Origin of the sequence: Puniceibacterium antarcticum (assembly GCF_002760615.1) — a bacterium.
GTDB classification, from domain to species: Bacteria; Pseudomonadota; Alphaproteobacteria; order Rhodobacterales; family Rhodobacteraceae; genus Puniceibacterium; species Puniceibacterium antarcticum.
The window spans coordinates 1-18,260 of record NZ_AWWI01000126.1 but is presented as its reverse complement, the minus strand read 5'-3'; the positions used below and the strand labels follow the sequence as shown (position 1 = coordinate 18,260).

The following is an 18,260-nucleotide window of genomic DNA, read 5'->3' as shown; positions in this document are numbered from 1 at the left end:
AAACCCGAAATGCGTGAGTATACACAAAATGCATCGGATTTCGCCTTTGGGCAAACGGAGAGGCCGCGCATATCCGATCCAAGTTCACCTAGCGACGCGGTGAGGGAGTTGGATCAGCAGGACGGAGGGACGGCGTTTACCTGTGCAGGCTCAGCTTTCACCCTCGACCTTGCCACGCAGGGCCTTGACCTCGCCCCGGACCTTTTTCGCCAGGAGGCGGCGTTTCTTTGACCCCAGTGTCGGCTTGGTCGGGATGCGCCGTTTGGGTTTTTCGCAGGCCTGCAGGATCAGCTCTGTCAGACGGTCGCGGGCGATTTCGCGGTTGCGCACCTGACTGCGGGTTTCGTCGACCTGCAGCACCAGCGCGCCTTCCTTGGACCAGCGCCGCCCGGCCAGTTTGCGCAGGCGCGTCTTGACCGGCGGCGGCAGGTTCGGGGAACGCTCTGCCTCGAACCGCAGTTCCACAGCCGAGGAGACCTTGTTCACGTTCTGCCCGCCGGGGCCGGAGGCGCGCATGAACTGCTCTGTCAGTTCCCAGTCTTCGATCGAAATCCTGTCGTTGATCCGTAACATCCGCCGTCCAATTTTATCGTCAAAAAGGGCCACCCGATCTTCGGGCGGCCCTTCGAGAATTGAGGAGGTGGGGCCGGTTAGGCGCACACCAATTCGGTCATAACACCCACGGGGCTGCCCTAGGGCGCGATCCTCCGAACTGTTCCGACACCTCTCTCCAATGTTTCTCTCGACACTGGATCACCTCCTTTCAATATGTTGAACATATTTAAAATGTTGCACGAGATGCTTGAATCGCAAAGTGTTTTTTGCCCTCAGGCCAGGATTTTTCCAGACAATGCTTTGGAAACGATCATCCGGAAAGGGATCAGAGCGATCAGCGCCAAGCTGAGTTTGACCCCCCAGTCCGCGACGGCAAGCGACACCCACATCGGCACCATCGGGCCGATGCCCAGCAGCGGCAGCGCCTCGCCCGCCCAAGAGACATCGTTAGAGGGTTCGATGAAGGTGAGCGCGCCCGAAAAGGCGATGGTGAAGAACAGCGCCGTGTCGACGGAGGAGCCGACGAGGGTCGAGGCCAGCGGCGCGCGCCACCAGGGGCCGTTGCGCAGGCGGTCAAAGATCGCGATGTCCAGCATCTGGGCGGTGAGGAAGGCGGCGCCCGAGCCGATGGCGATGCGCCATGTGACCAGCGGGCCGAATTCGCCCATGATCTGCGTGCCGATCAGCGAACAGATGATCCCGACCACGAAACCGGCGAAAACCACCTGACGGGCGGCGCTGGCGCCGTAGATCCGGTTCATGAGGTCGGTGACGAGAAAGGCGAAGGGATAGGTGAAGGCCCCCCACGTGAGCCAGTTGCCGAACAGGAACTGCACGAGGATGTTGGAGGCAAGGACAACGGCCGCCATGGCCAGAATGCCCGGAAGGTGATGACGTGTCATGATATGGCCCGTTTTTCCAAGGTTGCGGGGACTTGGCCCCCGGATGGGGACCCGGGGGCAATAGACCCTGACCGGTCATGGCGCAAGTTATTCCGTGACGGCGTATTCCACGAGCTGGGTGCTCTGGAAAAAGTTGAAGTTGTCATCCGAGATCATCGTGAGCCGGATCCGCCCCTCTGCATCGCGCCAGACGGACAGCCCTTCGAGGTTGTCGAACTGGCCGTTGCGCGTCTCAAGCAGGGTTTCGCCGCGGCTGATGCTGGTGTCGGTCACGTCGAACCGGCGCACGCGGCTGCCAAAGCTGAGCCCGGTAAAGCGACGTTCCAGCAGGTACAGCCTGCCGTCGGGGCCAAAATCCGCGCCCACGGCCAGAAAAGGACCGGTCCTTGGGATGGAAAAGGGCTGATCCCACGCGCCATTGCGAAAGCGGAAGATGGGAAAGTCGAGGTTTAGCTGCCCTGACCGCTCGGGCAGCGTATAAAGCCAGCCATTCCCGTCGATCGCCAGCGCCTCAAGCCCGCCATTCTGCTGCATCGTCTCAAAGGCTTTTGCACGGGGCAGCGGTTCGGGCTGCTTGCCGCGGTATTCCCAGACACGGTTCTCGCCCTCGAATGAGATATACAGGCGCCCGTCCTCACCGATGGCAAGTCCTTCGCTGTCGCCCTTCTCCCGCTGCGGAATCTCTCCATTCAGTCCCAAAAGCGGCTGGATCGGACCCAGGGCAATGCGCTTGATCTGGCCCTTTTCGCGCTCAAATGTCCCGCGCACGATATGAGCCCGGTCGCTGACAGCGGTAAAGCTTTGACCATCATCGCTGATCTCAAGCGCTGAGAACCCGCCAAAGGCGGGATCCTCAAGGTGCCAGGTGAATGTATCGATGAACTGCGCACGCTGGACCGGCTCGGCTGACACACCCAGTGTCAAAAGAGCCGTCAGCGCAACGCTTAGCGCGACGCGAGAACGCCTGAGCATTGGCCGGGAAGGTCATTCAGGGTCAGCTCGCGCTTGGGTTGCGGCTTGGGCGCATTGGGATCGCGGGGCTTGGGCGGCTGCGGGTTGAGGATGTTGTTCACCCAGGCCTGCGCATCGGCGCAGCCATCGCCCGGCGGCGGCGGCGTCTGATCCACACAGCCCGTGGCGCCTTTGGGGCAATTCAGGCGGACGTGAAAATGATAGTGATGGCCGTACCAGGGACGAACCTTGTTGAGCCAGCTGCGGTCGCCGGTTTCATCCTTGCACATCTGCACCTTGGCGCCGGGAAAGACAAAGATCCGCGCAACACGGGGATCACTCGCCGCAGCCTTGAGGAGTGCGTGATGCTGGGGCGACCAGCCGCTGTTGACAGAGGCGCCGCTGGCGCGCTGCATCGAGATCGAGGAGATATTTTCGCGCTCGGTCCGGCTGAGCGAGGTGCTTTGGGGCGGAAGCATCCAGATATCGGCATCAAGGCCGATCTGGTGGCTGGCATGGCCAGAGGGCATAGGGCCGCCCTTGGGCTGGCTGATGTCGCCGATATAAAGCCCGGACCAGCCCGGCATCTGTGCGGCCTTGCGCGACAGATCCTCAAGAAACCCGATGGTTGCCGGCTGGCCCCAGTTGCGGTTGCGCGACAGGCGCATCGCCTGCCAGGTGGGGCCGGTTTCCGGCAGCTGCACATTGCCTGCCGCGCAGCCCTTGGCATAGCTGCCGAAGGGTTCAGAGCGCTGGAGCGACGGGGAATGTTCGTTGCCAAAAAGCTCTTTCGCGCTTTTGCTTGAAATCGTGCCGGATACGGGCACGGCCGTCGCGGCGGGGCCGCGCGCCATGCTGGCGAGGTTCTGCGAAGGACGCTCTGATCCGCAGCCCGCTAGGGCCGCGATCAGGGTAAGCGTCAGAATAGGTCGGATCATGCTGCTCGATCTCCGTCGGGTTTGACCCAAGGTAGCAGAATGAGGCCCAGAACGAAAAGGCCGATCAGCGGAGAGATGCCCATTTGCTGAGATCCGGTCACATAGGTCGTGATACCGATCAAAGTTGGAGCAATAAAGCTCGTCGCCTTGCCCGACAGGGCATAGAGGCCGAACGCCTCTGTCATGCGGGCCGGATCCGCCTGACGCACCATCATCGTGCGGCTGGCAGACTGAATGACGCCCCCGGCCGCGCCGACGACGACACCGATGATGTAGAAAACCACATCCGGCAGGATCGAGCCGGGGGGGACCGCGATGCCCAGCACGCTGCTGCGCGAGATCAGCACCATGGCGATGGCGACAATGGTCAGGATCACGATGCAGACGGTGATCACCGGTTTCGGGCCGAAGCGCGAATCGGCCATGCCGCCGAGCCAGGCAAAAACCGCGCCCGAGATGATCGCAAGGATGCCGAAGACGCCGACATCGACCACGCTCCACCCCAGCACGCCGGCGGCGTAGATGCCGCCAAAGGCATACATACCGTTCAGCGCGTCGCGGTAGAACATGGACGAGGCGAGATAGGCAAAAAGCGAGCGAGATTGCGGCAGGCGGACGAGTGTTGCCCTGAGGTCGCGCAGCGCCTTGGCCAGCGCGCCCCTGGGGGCGGGTTTGGCGCGGGGGTCGCGCACATAGAGGAAGAAGGGGATCATGAAGACAACGTACCAGACCGCCGTCAGCGGGCCGACGAAACGGGTGCCTTCGCGGGTGGCGGAGTCCAGCCCGAAGGCAGGTGCAAGGCCGACGAAAGTTTTGCCGGTGACCGCACTTTCTGCAAAGAAAACCATCATGATCAGCAGGCTGATCAGGCCGCCGACATAGCCAAACGCCCAGCCGTTGCCGGAAATGCGCCCGATTGCCGCGCGCGGGCCAAGGTCGGGCAGCATGGCATTGGTGAAAATCGTGGCGAACTCCATGCCGATCATGCCGATGGCAAAGAAGACCAGCGTGGCGATCAGGTTGAAATCACCGGGTGCTGCAAACCAGAGCATGCCCGAGCCGATGACGTAGAGCACCGAAAACAGCCAGATCCAGCGCAGACGGTTGCCGCCGGTATCAGCCAGCGCGCCAAGGACGGGCGCAAGGACCGCGATGACCACCCCTGCCGCACCGATGCCAAGGCCCCAGGCCGCTTGCGCGGTGGTGCCGTCACCGATCAGCTCTTTCACATAGGGGGCAAAGATGAAGGTGATGAGCAGCGTGTTATAGGGCTGGCTGGCCCAGTCGAAAAAGAACCAGCCCCAGATGCGCTTGCGCAGGGCGCGCGGATCCAGCGCGGGGATATCGGTGTCTTGTGCCATGGGGCCCCCTGATGTTGCGCTGATATGACGGGCTGGGGGCAAGGCTGGCAAGGGGGCGCGGCGCCGCGCGCTGTGAAATCACGCTGACAATTCCATTCCGCACGTGGTGACGGATCAGGCGCCCTGCATCTCAGGCATCCGTATCTCAGGCACCCGGCATCGGCGGCCAGGGGCGATGCGCCTCTGCCTTTGTCCATTGCACCACCCAGTCGGGCATGGGCGGCGAGGCACAGGTCAGGCCCATCTCCTCTGTCACCCTTTTGGTGGGCACGATGCCGTTGCTGTCGGTGACGGCGACGCGATACACCGCATGGCTGGAACATTCGCCGTCTTTCTTCCACATGCTTTGTTCGAGATAGAGGAACCGCGCATCCCAGCACAGCAGGCGCGAGCGCATCTCGACCTGTTCGAACACCCGCACCCGGCGGCGATAGCGCACCGTGGTGCCCGCGATGGTCATGCCCCAGCGCATCCGCCGCAGCGCCGAGACCATGCCGCTGCGCCGCGCCATGGGAATCCGCCCGAGATCATAAAGCGTCAGCGTGCGTCCGTTGTTCAGCTCTTTCCACAGGTCGATGTCCCATGGCCAGCACATGTGATGCGAGACATGCGCCGCGCCCAGCGCGAGGGGCGGATCGTTGCGGTGCACGAGGATTTCCTTGAACATACGGATGAAGGGATACATGATTTTCTCCTTTTCGCGCCCCTTTCGGCCAAGATGTGACCGCTGCGTCAACCAAGACCTTGCGGCACTCTTGCCCTTTGGCCACAGCGCCCTTAGGTCTTGGGCGCTTATCGCGTAAAAAGGAACCCCGCCCGATGCAATCGCTGTTTCAGATCCTGATGCTCATTCTGGACATCGTCTGGTTCTTCATCATCGCGCATGTGATCATGAGCTGGCTGATCAACTTTCAGGTCCTGAACCTGCGCCAGCCGCTGGTGGCCCAGATCTGGCAGGGGCTGAACCGCCTGCTCGAGCCGATCTATTCGCGCATCCGCAGTGTTCTGCCCGCGATGGGCGGCATCGACCTTGCCCCGCTGGTGACGCTGGTCGCGATCTACGCGCTGCGCATCATTCTGGCCAACAACGCCGGGTTTTTCTACAGCTACTGAGGTGGGCCGGGGGCGCTGCCCCCCGTCGTCCGTTCGGACGACTCCCCCGGGATATTTGGGGGCAGATGAAACAGGGGCCTCGTGCCCTTGTTTACTGATTCTCAGTGTGTGAGAACTGAGATAAGAGCGGTTATAAACAAAGTGCAGGTTCAGCCCATGCCCGACGGCCTCAGCGGAAATCTTTCCGGCGCGCGTACGATTCTGCGCGATGTGTTCGGGTTCGATGCCTTTCGTCCCGGTCAGGGCGAGATTGTCGAGGCGGTGGCGCGGGGCGAGAACGTGCTGGCGATCATGCCGACGGGAGGCGGGAAATCCCTGTGTTTCCAGCTGCCTGCACTGTTGCGGCCCGGGGTCACACTGGTCATCTCGCCGCTGATTGCGCTGATGCGCGATCAGGTGCGCGGCTTGCGCGAGGCGGGTGTGGCCGCCGGCGCGCTGACCTCCGGCAATACCGAGGAAGAGACCGAGGCTGTCTGGGAACAGCTGTCCAACGGCACGCTCAAGCTGCTGTATCTGGCGCCCGAGCGGCTCGCCAACACCGGCACTCAGCGGATGCTGAGCCGGGCCGGCGTGTCCTTTATCGCCGTGGACGAGGCCCATTGCGTGAGCCAGTGGGGCCATGATTTCCGCCCCGATTACCTGCGCATCGGTGAATTGCGGCGTGCGCTGGACGTCCCGCTGGCGGCGTTTACCGCCACGGCGGACGGCGAAACCCAGGTCGAGATCGTGCAGCGCCTGTTTGAGGGTGAGCAGCCATCGACCTTTCTGCGCGGTTTTGACCGGCCCAACATCCACCTTGCCTTTGCCGCCAAGGATGGGCCGCGCGCGCAGATCCTGAACTTTGCCGCCGCGCGCAAGGGGCAGTCGGGCATCGTCTATTGCGGCACCCGGGCCAAGACCGAAGGGTTGTCGGCGGCGCTGAACCAGGCGGGTCACAGCGCCTGCTTTTATCACGGCGGGATGGAGGCCGGGGACCGGCGCCATGTGGAGACGCGCTTTCAGCAGGAAGACGGTCTGATTGTTGTGGCCACGGTCGCCTTTGGCATGGGCGTGGACAAGCCCGATATTCGCTGGGTGGCCCATGCGGATCTGCCCAAGAGCATCGAATCCTATTATCAGGAAATCGGCCGCGCCGGCCGCGACGGTGCCCCGGCCGAAACCCTGACCCTGTTTGGCCCCGACGACATCCGCCTGCGCCGCACCCAGATTGACGAGGGCCTTGCCCCGGCAGACCGGCAGGCGGCGGATCACGGGCGGCTGAACGCCCTGCTGGGGCTGGCCGAGGCGCAGAAATGCCGGCGCGAGACCTTGCTGGGCTATTTCGGGGAAAGCGATGTCACCTGCGGCAATTGCGACCTGTGCGAAAGCCCGCCCGAGGTGTTTGACGGGACCGAGGCCGTGCGCAAGGCGCTGTCGGCGGCCCTGCGCACTGGCGAAAACTTTGGCGCGGGGCATCTGATCGACGTGCTGACCGGCACTGCCACGGACAAGGTCAAGGCGCGCAGCCATGACAGCCTGCCGACCTTTGGTGTGGGGCGGGATCTGTCCAAGGCGGCCTGGCAGGGCGTGTTCCGACAGATGATGGGCTTTGACCTCTTGCGCCCCGATGCCGGGCGACACGGCGCGCTGGTGATGACCGAGGCCGCGCGCCCCCTGCTGCGCGGCGAGACGACAATCACACTGCGCCGCGACAGCCTGAACCGCGCGGCGGCGGACCGTCGCCCAGCGGTCAAGGCGATGGTGAGCGATGAGGATGCGCCGCTGCTCTCCGCGCTCAAGGCCAAGCGGCGCGCGCTGGCCGAGGCCGCGAGCCTGCCGGCCTATATGATCTTTCCAGACCGCACCCTGATCGAGATGATCGAACAGCGCCCCGCCAATCTGGACGCCATGGCGCGGATCAACGGGGTGGGGGCCAAGAAGCTGGAAAAATACGGCGCGGAATTCCTGTCGGTCCTGACCGGCGCGGGTGAAGAGATGCACCCGACCCGGCGCAAGCTGGCCGGGCGCGATGCCGGCGCGGTTTATGATCAGTTGCTGGCCGTGCAGGCCGATCTGGCGCGCGGCCCCGAAGGACAGGACAAGCCGCTGAGCTGTTCCTCGGGCCTGCTGGCCAAGGTGGCACAGATCCGCCCCGGCGATCCACAGGCGATGGAACGCCTGCTGGGCGAGAAGCGCGCCGAACGCTTTGGCCCGGCCTTTCTGGACGTGCTGCACGGCGCGGAGTGACGCGAGGCCCCGAAAGCCCCTAACGTCCCTGAGCCAAAGGCGCTAAAGGCTGGGGCGCAAACTGAACGAACTGAGGCCCCGACCATGCTGATCCTGCTGTCCCCTGCAAAAAATCTGAACGAAGCGCGCGCGGCGCGCCATGCCACGACAACGCCCCGGTTTCTGGACGAAGCGGAGGCGCTGGTGTCCGTGGCGCGCGGCTGGTCCGCCGACGACATTTCCCAACTGATGAAGGTGTCCCCTGCCATCGCCCAGTTGAACAAGGACCGCTTTGCGTCCTGGTCGCGGACATCCGGGGCGGCGCAGGCGGCGGGGCACATGTTTGACGGCGACGTCTACAAGCATCTTGAAATCGCCACGCTGGATGACTTTGCGCATACCGAAGCGCTGCGGCGTCTGCGGATCCTTTCGGGGCTTTACGGGCTTTTGCGGCCCAGCGACGATGTCTGCGCCTACCGGCTGGAGATGGGGCGCAAATTGCCGGGGCATGACGCCGGCACGATCTACCGGTTTTGGGGGCCCAAAATCGCACAGGCCGTTGCGCAGGATGCAGAGGCCGCCGGAACCCAGACGGTTTTGAACCTTGCCTCCGAAGAATATGCCAAGGCCGTTGATCGCAAGGCGCTGGACGGGCTGAGAGTGGTGGAGCCGCGTTTCGAGGAAGAGCGCAACGGTACGCGCAAGGTCATTGCCTTTGCGGCCAAACGGGCCAGAGGCGCCATGGCGCGTTGGGTGCTGGAAAACGGCATCACCCGTCCAGAGGATCTGAGCGGGTTCGAGGTTGGCGGCTATGCATTTGATCCAGAATCCTCTGTCACGGAGCGTCCGGTCTTTGTGCGGGTCTGACTCTTTGTGCGAGCTGCGATCTTTGTGTGGGCCTGAAGGCGTTTCGGTTCGTCAACACAAGAAGCGATAGGGGCCACCGTGCGATGACACCGCGCGCATGTCCCGCGCGGGAACAGAAAAGAGCCGCCTATTTGTCCGCAGGCGCGCCGACATGCGCCTCGAACTTGGCGATCAGTTCGGCCTTGCGCAGCGGCTTGGTGAGATAGTCGTCAAGACCTGCCTCCAGTATCCCCTCTCGGTCGCCAGCCATGGCATGGGCGGTGACGGCGACAATCGGGACATGCGGCCCCTCGCCCTCGCAGGCGCGGATCTCTCGGGTGGCCTGCTTGCCATCCATGCCGGGCATGGAGATATCCATGAAGATGATGTCCGGGCGGCGGGCCCTGAACGCCTCGACCGCTTCGAATCCGTTTTTGGCAAAGACCAGATCCAGATCCAGCGCCGCGACCATCTTGCGAAAGACCAGCTGGTTGGTCCGGTTGTCCTCGGCCACCAGAACGCGCAGCGTGCGAAGCGCCGCCGCCTTGGGAGGGGGCGGGGGCGGCGCGATGGCGGGCGGCGCGTTCAGCCCCTCTATCGCGGCGAACAGATCGCTGCGCGAGACGGGTTTGTGCAGGTATCCCGCCACGTCGTCCCGCGGCGGGGCATCCAACAATGCGCCGGGATTGCGGCTGATCAGCAGCACTGGCAGCACGCGGCCCTTTTGCCGCAGCTGCGCGGCCAGTTCCGTGCCCTCCATATCCGGCAGATCCTGTTCGGCGATCAGCAGATCGGGCGGATCGCCCATCTGATCGAGCGCGGCACGCCCTGTCAGGCAAGAGCTGACCTCAAGCCCCAGGATGCTGAGTTGCTTGCCCAGAATGCTGCGCGTGACACTGTGATCCGCCACCACAAGAACACGTTTCAGCCCGGCGGGCACTTGAGCCATCCTGATGACAGAGCTCTCATCCGTTGGCAGCGCCACGCGGAAACCAAAGCACGATCCCTTGCCCAGCTCGGATTCGACCCAGACATCGCCGCCCATCAGCTCGATCAGTTTGCGGGTGATCGAGAGGCCCAATCCGGTGCCTTCGAACAGGCGGTTGGTTTCGTCATCCACCTGATTGAATTCGCCAAAGACGTGTTCGACCTTGTCTGCCGGAATGCCGATGCCGGTATCCTCGACCGTCAGATGGATGGCGGTGTTGCCGTCTTCGCCGGGCAGGCCGACCACGCGGACGAGGACATGCCCTTTGACCGTGAATTTGACCGCATTGCCGATCAGATTGGTCAGGGCCTGACGCAGGCGCCCGACATCGCCAACAAAACGCGTCGGCAGGAACATGTCGTAATCGACCAGCAGTTCAACCGCCTTGTTGCGCGCCGAGGGCTGCAGCAGCATGACCACCTCGTGCACCGCGCGTTCCAGATCGAAAGGTTCGGTGTGCAGGATCAGCTTGTCCGCCTCGATCTTGGAAAAATCGAGCACGTCGTTGATGATGCTGAGAAGGGACTCGCCCGAATTGCGGATGGTTTCGACATAAAGCCGCTGTTCGGCTGTCAGGTCTGCATCCATCATGATATCTGCCATGCCGACCACGCCGTTCATCGGCGTGCGGATCTCATGACTCATGTTGGCAAGGAAGGCCGATTTGGCGCGGTTGGCGGATTCTGCACGGGCCTTTGCCTCTTCCAGATCGCGCTGAACCTGCTTCATCTGGCTGATGTCGATGCGCAGGCCGACGCGCCCACCATCAGAGGTCTCTTTCTCATAGACGCGAATCCAGCGCCCATCCTTGAGCTGCTGTTCGTGTTCAATGGAAGAGCTGCGGTGCTTTTCCATGCGATCCTCAAGCCAGTCTTCCTCGCGGCCCGCCGCCTCTTGGTACTGACCGTTTTTCAAACCAAAGCGCAGGATTTCTTCGAAGGGGGTGCCCGGGATCATCACCTCGGCGCTTGCTGCGTACATGTCCCGATATGGCCCGTTGGACATAAGCAGGCGGTCCTCGGAATCATAAATCACGAAACCGTCTGGCAACTCTTCGACCGCGGACCACATCCGCATCAGTTCGGTGATGTCGATCGCAAGACTGACTATCCCGCCATCCGGTGTGCGGCGGTCCTGGATCTTGAAAAAATCGCCGGACCAGAGCCGCAGAGTGATCGGCTCAATGACGACATCCTCCCAGCGCGAGAGCATGCGGTCACGCCAGACAGCCGCGGGTACCCCCTGCAGATCGACGATCCCCTCTTCGATCATCATCTGCACGATATGCGCGTAGCTGGTGCCCGGAGCGATGGTATCCAGCCCCTCGAATACCGACAGATAGGGCGGGTTCGCGATTTCCAGCAGACCGTCGGAATTGAACAGGGCAAAGCCGTCGCGGATCGAGCGCAGCGCCTTCCAGAGCTGGCCTTCCACCATTTCGATCTTTTCGAACGCCTCGCCCAGCTTTGTGCGGACCAGCACGTTTTCATGACGCACTGTCGCCACTTCGGCCCGGGTTTCGGTGATTTCATGGCTGAGCATGTGAGCGTGATGAGCAAGCTTGCGATTGGCTGCAAAGAGTTCAGCCTGCTTGAGTTCAAGCAGACGTTCGGCCGCAAGCCGGGCGCGCCGTTCCTCGGCCAGTTTCTGGGCCAGACTCATGCCAGTCTCCGTCACATCGGGGGACTTTTGCGCATTCATAATGAAGAAGTGTTTAAACTGTGCGGGCAGGAATCCTTGCGCGGTCCTCGGCGGACATGCGACGGTACGGCGACTGCCCGGGGAGACCACCATGCATCGTATTTTCAAAGCCTTCGTGTTCCTGATGCTGGGCCTTGCGCCCGCCTTTGCCCAAGAACCGGTCCCCGAGCGGCGGCTGGTGGTGAGCCGGGACGTGGATTTCTACGGTGCCGATCTGCAATCGCTGTTCGACACCACGCTGGAGGCCTGCCAGCGGGTTTGCCTGAACGATTCCAGTTGTCAGGCCTTCACTTTCAACACCCGCTCGCGCGCCTGTTTTCCGAAATCAAGCGTCAGCGACCGCAAAGCCTATGACGGGGCCATTTCGGCGCAGGTTGTGGCGACCTCTGCGGCGGTTCTGTCACAGGCCGCAGCGCGGGCGCGGGATCTGGGCTTTCTGAACGCCGCTGACCTGAGCCAGGCCCGTACCGAGGCTGAGGCGCTCGCCATCCGCCACGAAGGCGGCGGCTGGAGCGTCGATCAGCTGCTGCAGGCCGCACGGGACCAGCTGGCGCAGGGCAACACGCGCGAGGCGATGAACTGGACCGGGGCGGCGCTGGCGCAAAGCGATGCGTCGGATCTGTGGCTGGAATACGGGCGGCTGGCTGGGGTTCTTGCGGGCTCTGCGGACTACAGCGAACAACAGGACCTGAAGGCGCGGGCAGAGCTGGCGGCAATCAACGCCTATCTGCGAGCTGACCGCGACCCCGCCCGGGTCAGCGCTCTGATCGCCCTGGCGCAAGCGCTTGAGCCGCTTGACCGGGGCCGCGAGATGATCCCGGCGCTGCGTCTGGCTGAACGGCTGCAACCCCGGGCGGAGGTGATCGCCCTGCTGGAGGATGCGATCGGCAAATACGGCTTTCGCATCACGGACACGACGGTCGAGGCCGACAGCGCCGCGCCCCGGATCTGCGCCGAATTTTCTGAACCTCTGGCCAAGGCTGGAACGGATTACGCCCCCTTTGTGCGCCTGCCTGATCAGCGGCTGGTGGTGCAGCCCTCGGACCGGCAGATCTGCATCGACGGGGTGGAACATGGGCAGCGCTACACGCTGACCTTCCGCGCCGGCCTGCCCTCGGCCGAGGGCGAGGAGTTGACACGCGACGTACCGGTCACGCTTTATGTGCGCGACCGCAGCCCTGCAGTCCATTTCCCGGGACGGGCCTATGTGCTGCCCCGGTCCGCAGATGCCGGGCTGCCGATTGAAACCGTGAACCTGGACACTGTCGCGCTGACCCTGTCGCGCATCAGCGACCGCAACATGATCCGTGCCCTGCAGGAAAATTACTTTGGCCGCCCGCTTGGCCAGTACGATCTGGAGCAGGTCCAGAGCGATCTGGGCGAAACCATCTGGTCCGGCACGGGTGAGGTTGAGAACCGCCTGAACGCCGATGTCACGACCCGCCTGCCCATGGGTGATGTGGTAGGCGATCTTGCCCCCGGCATCTATGCGCTGGCAGCGTCGGTGCCGGGGGCCGATTCCTATAGTGATCTGGGCGCGACGCAGTGGTTCGTGCTGTCCGACATCGGCCTGACGACGCTGTCGGGCACCGACGGGCTGCATGTCTTTGCCCGCGCGCTGTCGGATGCCACGGCGCTGGAGGGGCTGACGGTCACGCTGATCACACGGTCGAACCGGGAGCTTGCGGTTGCAACAACCGATGCCGACGGCATGGCAAGCTTTGCGCCCGGCCTCACTCGCGGCACGGATGGTGCGGCGCCGGCCATGGTTGTGGTGCGCAACGGCGACAGCGATCTGGCCTTTCTGTCGCTGAGTGACCCTGCGTTTGACCTGTCCGATCGCGGCGTGGCGGGGCGGGACCCTGCCGGGCCGATTGATACCTTTCTGACGACGGATCGCGGCGCGTACCGCGCGGGTGAGGTGATCCATGCCACCGCCCTGCTGCGCGATTCCGCCGCAAAGGCCGTGGACGGCGTGCCGCTGACCGCGCTTCTGACCCGGCCAGACGGGGTCGAGCATTCCCGCACCCTGTCCGCCGATGGCGTGGCGGGCGGACATGTGTTTGACCTGCCGCTGGCGCCTTCTGTGCCGCGCGGGCCCTGGCAACTGGCGGTCTACGGTGATGTGGATGCCCCGTCGCTGGCGAGCCAGACCCTGCTGGTCGAAGATTTTGTGCCGGAACGCATCGACTTTAACCTTACCCTGCCAGATGGGGCAATCCTTGCTGCGTCCCCGCCGCTGCTGGACGTCGCTGCCCGCTATCTGTTTGGCGCGCCCGGTGCGGATCTGCCAATCGAGGGGGAATTGCGGCTGTCGGCGCAGAATACACTCGACGCCTTTCCCGGCTATCGCTTTGGCCTGCAGGATGCAGAGACGGACATCCAGACCGTCAGCCTGCCCGGCGATCTGCGCACGGATGCGCAAGGTGCGGCACAGATCGCCCTGCCCTTGCCCGCTGCGGACAGCCTGACAGCCGGTCGCCCCTACACCGCCGACATCACCCTGCGTCTGGCCGAGGGATCTGGCCGCCCGGTGGAACGCAGCATCACCCGCCCGCTGGCGCCGCTGCAGCCGATGATCGGGATCAGGCCGCTGTTTGACGATGCCGTGCCCAATGGGTCCGAGGCGGAGTTTCTGGTTCAGGCCATCGGCCCGGATCTGACCCCGGTCGATATGCAGGTGCAATGGACCCTGAACCGGGTCGAGACGCAGTATCAGTGGTATCAGCTGTATGGCAACTGGAACTGGGAACCGGTGACAGCGCGCAAGCAGGTGGCAAGCGGCACAGTCACACTTGGGGCCGCGCCTCTGGAACTGGCGCAGGCCGTGGACTGGGGGCAATACGAGCTGGTGGTGGAACGGCTGGATGGCGCCTATGTCGCCTCTTCCGTCCTGTTCGATGCGGGCTGGTATGCGCCCGCCGATGCCGCCGCCACACCGGACGCGCTGGAACTGTCCCTGGACAAGCCCGGTTATCACCCGGGCGACACCGCGATGCTGCGCATCGTGCCGCGCTATGCGGGCAAGGCGCTGGTAACAGTAATGTCCAATCACGTGATTTCCATGCAGGCGGTCGAGGTGCGCGAGGGTGAGAACGTCATTCCCGTTGCCGTGACCGAGGCGTGGGGCGCCGGGGCCTATGTCACCGCGCAGGTGATCCGCCCGATGGATGTATCCGCCGGGCAGAACCCCGCGCGCAGTCTGGGCCTTGCCCATGCCAACATCGATCCCGGTGCGCGCAAGCTGGCCGTGTCGATTGACACCGCGCCCGACTCTGCCCCGCGCGGGCCGCTGACGGCGGCGGTTGTGGTGGACGGGCTGGCAGAGGGGCAAGAGGGCTACGTCACGCTGGCGGCGGTGGATCTGGGTATCCTGAACCTGACCGGGTTCAAATCCCCCGATCCGTCGGCCTATTACTTTGGCCAGCGCAGGCTGGGGGTCGAGATGCGTGACCTTTACGGGCGGCTGATCGACGGGATGAACGGCGCGATGGGGCAGATCCGGTCGGGCGGTGATGCGTCGGCGCAGATGCGGCTGCAAAGCCCGCCGCCGACCGAAAAGCTGGTCGCGTTCTTTTCCGGACCCGTCCGGGTTGTGGATGGCCGCGCCGAGGTGAGTTTTGATTTGCCAGAGTTCAACGGCACCGTGCGGCTGATGGCTGTGGCCTGGTCGCCGACCGCTGTTGGTCAAGCGTCGGCGGATGTGATGGTGCGGGATCCGGTGGTGGTGAGCGCGTCGCTGCCGCGTTTCATGGCGCCCGGCGACACCTCGCGCCTGCTGCTGGAGATTGTGCATGCCACAGGGCCTGCGGGCCGGATGGGGCTGGATGTGAAGGCTGAGGGGCTGAGCCTTGATGCCTCGGCCATTTCATCGGGGGTCGAGGTGGCCGAGCAGGGCACAACGCGGCTGAGCATTCCGCTGACGGCGGAAGAGGTGGGGAATCATGAAATCCGAGTGGCGCTGGTCACGCCAGAGGGCAGGCAACTGGTCAAGACGCTGACCCTGGGTGTGCGGGCGAATGATCCGGTCGTGGCGGCAACGCGGCGGTTCTCTCTGGCGTCCGGGCAGACCTTTACGCTCGATTCAGCCGTGTTTGACGGGCTGCAAGAGGATACGGCGACGGCGCTGCTGTCCGCCGGGCCGCTTGCGCGGTTTGATGCGCCCGGGCTGCTGGCCGCCCTGGACCGCTACCCCTATGGCTGCACCGAACAGGTGACATCGCAGGCGCTGCCCTTGCTGTACCTGTCGAGTGTGGGCGAGGCGATGGGGCTGGGATCAAAGGCACAGATGGACAAGCGGGTGGATCAGGCGATCACGCAGGTTCTGACCCGGCAGGCGGCGAACGGGGCCTTTGGCCTCTGGTCGGCAGAGTCGGGGGATTTCTGGCTGGACGCTTATGTCACGCACTTCCTCAGCCGGGCGCAGGCGGCGGGGCATGACGTGCCCAAGATTGCCTTTGACGCCGCCATGGATAACCTGCGCAACCGCATTTCCTATGCCGCCGATTTCGATTCGGGCGGCGAGGATATCGCTTATGCGCTGATGGTGCTGGCGCGCGAAGGTCAGGCGGCCATGGGCGATCTGCGCTATTACACCGACACCAAGGCGGATGATTTTGCCACGCCGCTGGCGCAGGCGCAGATGGGCGCGGCGCTGGCCAGCTATGGGGATCAGACCCGCGCCGATCTGATGTTCGCCAAGGCGGCGCAGAAGCTGTCCAGCCAGGTGGGAACAGATGCACAGACCTATCGCAGCGACTATGGCACCAACCTGCGCGATGCGGCGGGGCTGCTGTCGCTGGCGGTTGAGGCCGCAAGCACGGCCGTGGACCGCGCGGCGCTGAGCACGCGGATAGCCGCGGCCGACCACCCGCTGTCCACGCAGGAACAAAGCTGGTCGCTGCTGGCAGTCCATGCGCTGGTGCAGGACCCTACCGTTTCGGGGCTGACGGTGGATGGCGCGCCGGTGGCCGGACCGTTTATCCGCAAGCTGTCCGGCGATGCGCTGCAACCGCAGGCGATCCGCAACACATCAGGCACTGCGACCGACATCACCCTGACGACGCTGGGTGTGCCCACGACCCCCGAACCCGCAGGCGGCTACGGCTATGCCATCGAACGGGCCTATTACACGATGGACGGCGCGCCGCTGACCGGCCCCATCGCGACGGGGGATCGGCTGGTGACCGTGCTGACCATCCGCCCCGCCGAAGACACCGGCGCGCGGCTGATGGTGGATGATCCGCTGCCTGCGGGGTTCGAGATCGACAATCCGAACCTGCTGCGCGCCGGAGACATCCGCGCGCTCGACTGGCTGAAACCGGCGGACACCCGCACGGTGGAGTTCCGCACGGACCGCTTTCTGGCCGCTGTCGACTGGAGTTCCCCTGACGCTTTCCAGCTCGCCTATGTGGTGCGGGCAGTGTCACCGGGGGTGTTCCACCACCCCGCAGCAGGGGTCGAGGACATGTATCGACCGCAATACCGCGCCCGGAGTGAAACCGGCACCATGACCATCAGCGACTGAGGAGAGCGCCATGGCAGGGAGCATTGTGTGCAAGATGCACTGGCGCGCGCTGGACCGCGAGGGTCAGGACACCTGCACCCTGACCCAGCTGACCGGCGGCTGGATGCTGATCGGCCATGCCCGGTTTCAGGACGCCAAGGGCTGGTCCACGCTGGATTACGTGGTGCGCTGCGGGCCGGACTGGACCACCACCAGCGCCGATATCTCTGGCCATTGCGGCGAGGATCGCGTGGCCCTGCGTCTGGTGCGCAGCGGCACCGCCTGGGAGATGAACGGCATTCTGCAGCCGCAGGTGGCCGGGGCGCGGGACATTGACCTTGGCTTTACCCCCGCCACCAACCTCATGCCGGTGCGCCGCCTGCCGCAGATCGGCCGGCTGCCCTGCCGCGCCGCCTGGCTGCGCGACCCGCTGGGACCGGTCGAACCGCTGGATCAGGTCTATACCCGCCAGCGCGGACAAGTGGTGAAGTACCGCGCGGAACAGACAGACTACACCACCCAGCTGCGGGTGAACGAACATGGCTTTGTCACGCTCTACCCCAGCCTTTGGGAGGCCCGCCTTGCGCCCTGACCGCCTGCTGCTCGCGCTGGCGGTCATCCTGTGGTCCGGTGCTGCGCTGCGGGACGGGGTCGATCACTGGATCGACGCGACGGTTCTGCCGCCACTGGTGATTGCCACTTCGCCCGAGGTGCGCGACCGCGACGGCGCCTTGCTGCGTGCCTATACGGTCGAGAACGGGCGCTGGCGGATGGCGCTATCGCTGGACGCGGTCGATCCACGATTTGTCGACATGCTTCTGGCCTATGAGGACAGGCGCTTTTATCAACACAGCGGCGTCGATCCCCGGGCGATCCTGCGCGCCGGTCTGCAGGCGCTGCGCAATGGCGAAATCATCTCGGGCGGATCCACCCTCACCATGCAGGTCGCGCGCCTGCTTGAGGCCAGCGGGACGGGGGCGTGGAGCGGCAAGCTGCGTCAGGCACGGGTTGCGCTGGCACTGGAGCGACAGCTGAACAAAGATCAGATCCTGTCGCTGTATTTGCTGATCGCGCCTTATGGCGGCAATATCGAAGGGCTGCGTGCCGCGACCCTTGCCTATTTCGGCAAGGAACCCCGCCGCCTGACACCGGCCGAGGCGGCGCTGCTGGTTGCCCTGCCGCAATCACCCGAAA

General features: G+C 64.2%; 13 protein-coding genes. 6 read left to right on the top strand and 7 right to left on the bottom strand.

Annotated features, from left to right (window positions below):
* Positions 1–150: 150 nt before the first annotated feature.
* The 6 genes from arfB to P775_RS19345 all read right to left on the bottom strand — a co-directional run bounded on the left by arfB (position 151) and on the right by P775_RS19345 (position 5,392).
* Entirely contained in the window at positions 151–573 is a 423-nt protein-coding gene (gene arfB / locus P775_RS19370) for an alternative ribosome rescue aminoacyl-tRNA hydrolase ArfB (protein ID WP_099912590.1), read from the bottom strand.
* A gap of 254 nt (positions 574–827) precedes the next feature.
* Positions 828–1,457, bottom strand: a complete 630-nt coding sequence (locus P775_RS19365; RefSeq protein ID WP_099912532.1) for a queuosine precursor transporter — start codon at positions 1,455–1,457, stop codon at positions 828–830.
* Positions 1,458–1,544: 87 nt separating this feature from the next.
* Complete coding sequence (locus P775_RS19360) at positions 1,545–2,429, bottom strand: esterase-like activity of phytase family protein (protein WP_099912531.1); 885 nt, start codon at positions 2,427–2,429, stop codon at positions 1,545–1,547.
* Positions 2,402–3,346: a penicillin-insensitive murein endopeptidase gene (gene mepA / locus P775_RS19355; RefSeq protein WP_099912530.1), complete on the bottom strand. Its 945-nt coding sequence runs from the start codon at positions 3,344–3,346 to the stop codon at positions 2,402–2,404. Before mepA ends, P775_RS19360 begins: the two co-directional genes overlap by 28 nt.
* Entirely contained in the window at positions 3,343–4,707 is a 1,365-nt protein-coding gene (locus P775_RS19350) for an MFS transporter (protein ID WP_099912529.1), read from the bottom strand. The genes mepA and P775_RS19350 overlap by 4 nt, the downstream gene beginning before the upstream one ends.
* Before the next feature lie 145 nt (positions 4,708–4,852).
* Positions 4,853–5,392 (bottom strand): acyl-CoA thioesterase, encoded by a 540-nt coding sequence (locus tag P775_RS19345; protein ID WP_099912528.1) that lies wholly within the window; start codon positions 5,390–5,392, stop codon positions 4,853–4,855.
* Between the two features lie 134 nt (positions 5,393–5,526).
* On the opposite strand from P775_RS19345, the gene P775_RS19340 reads away from it, so the two are divergent.
* The 3 genes from P775_RS19340 (at position 5,527) to P775_RS19330 (ending at position 8,892) form a co-directional block, all read left to right on the top strand.
* Positions 5,527–5,820: a YggT family protein gene (locus P775_RS19340; RefSeq protein ID WP_099912527.1), complete on the top strand. Its 294-nt coding sequence runs from the start codon at positions 5,527–5,529 to the stop codon at positions 5,818–5,820.
* Positions 5,821–5,976: 156 nt separating this feature from the next.
* On the top strand, positions 5,977–8,046 hold the full coding sequence (recQ, locus tag P775_RS19335) for a DNA helicase RecQ (RefSeq protein ID WP_099912526.1): 2,070 nt from the start codon (positions 5,977–5,979) through the stop codon (positions 8,044–8,046).
* Between the two features lie 84 nt (positions 8,047–8,130).
* Positions 8,131–8,892, top strand: coding sequence for a YaaA family protein (locus P775_RS19330; protein WP_099912525.1), 762 nt, complete (start codon positions 8,131–8,133; stop codon positions 8,890–8,892).
* Positions 8,893–9,019: 127 nt separating this feature from the next.
* Here P775_RS19330 and P775_RS19325 read toward each other — a convergent pair whose 3' ends face one another.
* Positions 9,020–11,521: a response regulator gene (locus P775_RS19325; protein ID WP_099912589.1), complete on the bottom strand. Its 2,502-nt coding sequence runs from the start codon at positions 11,519–11,521 to the stop codon at positions 9,020–9,022.
* Between the two features lie 130 nt (positions 11,522–11,651).
* On the opposite strand from P775_RS19325, the gene P775_RS19320 reads away from it, so the two are divergent.
* From P775_RS19320 to P775_RS19310, 3 genes are all read left to right on the top strand, one after another.
* Complete coding sequence (locus tag P775_RS19320) at positions 11,652–17,087, top strand: alpha-2-macroglobulin family protein (RefSeq protein WP_099912524.1); 5,436 nt, start codon at positions 11,652–11,654, stop codon at positions 17,085–17,087.
* 10 nt (positions 17,088–17,097) lie between these two features.
* The gene (locus tag P775_RS19315) at positions 17,098–17,658 is read left to right on the top strand and encodes a putative glycolipid-binding domain-containing protein (protein ID WP_099912523.1); all 561 of its coding nucleotides are present in this window, start codon (positions 17,098–17,100) and stop codon (positions 17,656–17,658) included.
* The coding region (locus tag P775_RS19310; RefSeq protein WP_180287507.1) for a transglycosylase domain-containing protein at positions 17,606–18,260 on the top strand (655 nt) is incomplete at its 3' end. The genes P775_RS19315 and P775_RS19310, both read left to right, overlap by 53 nt.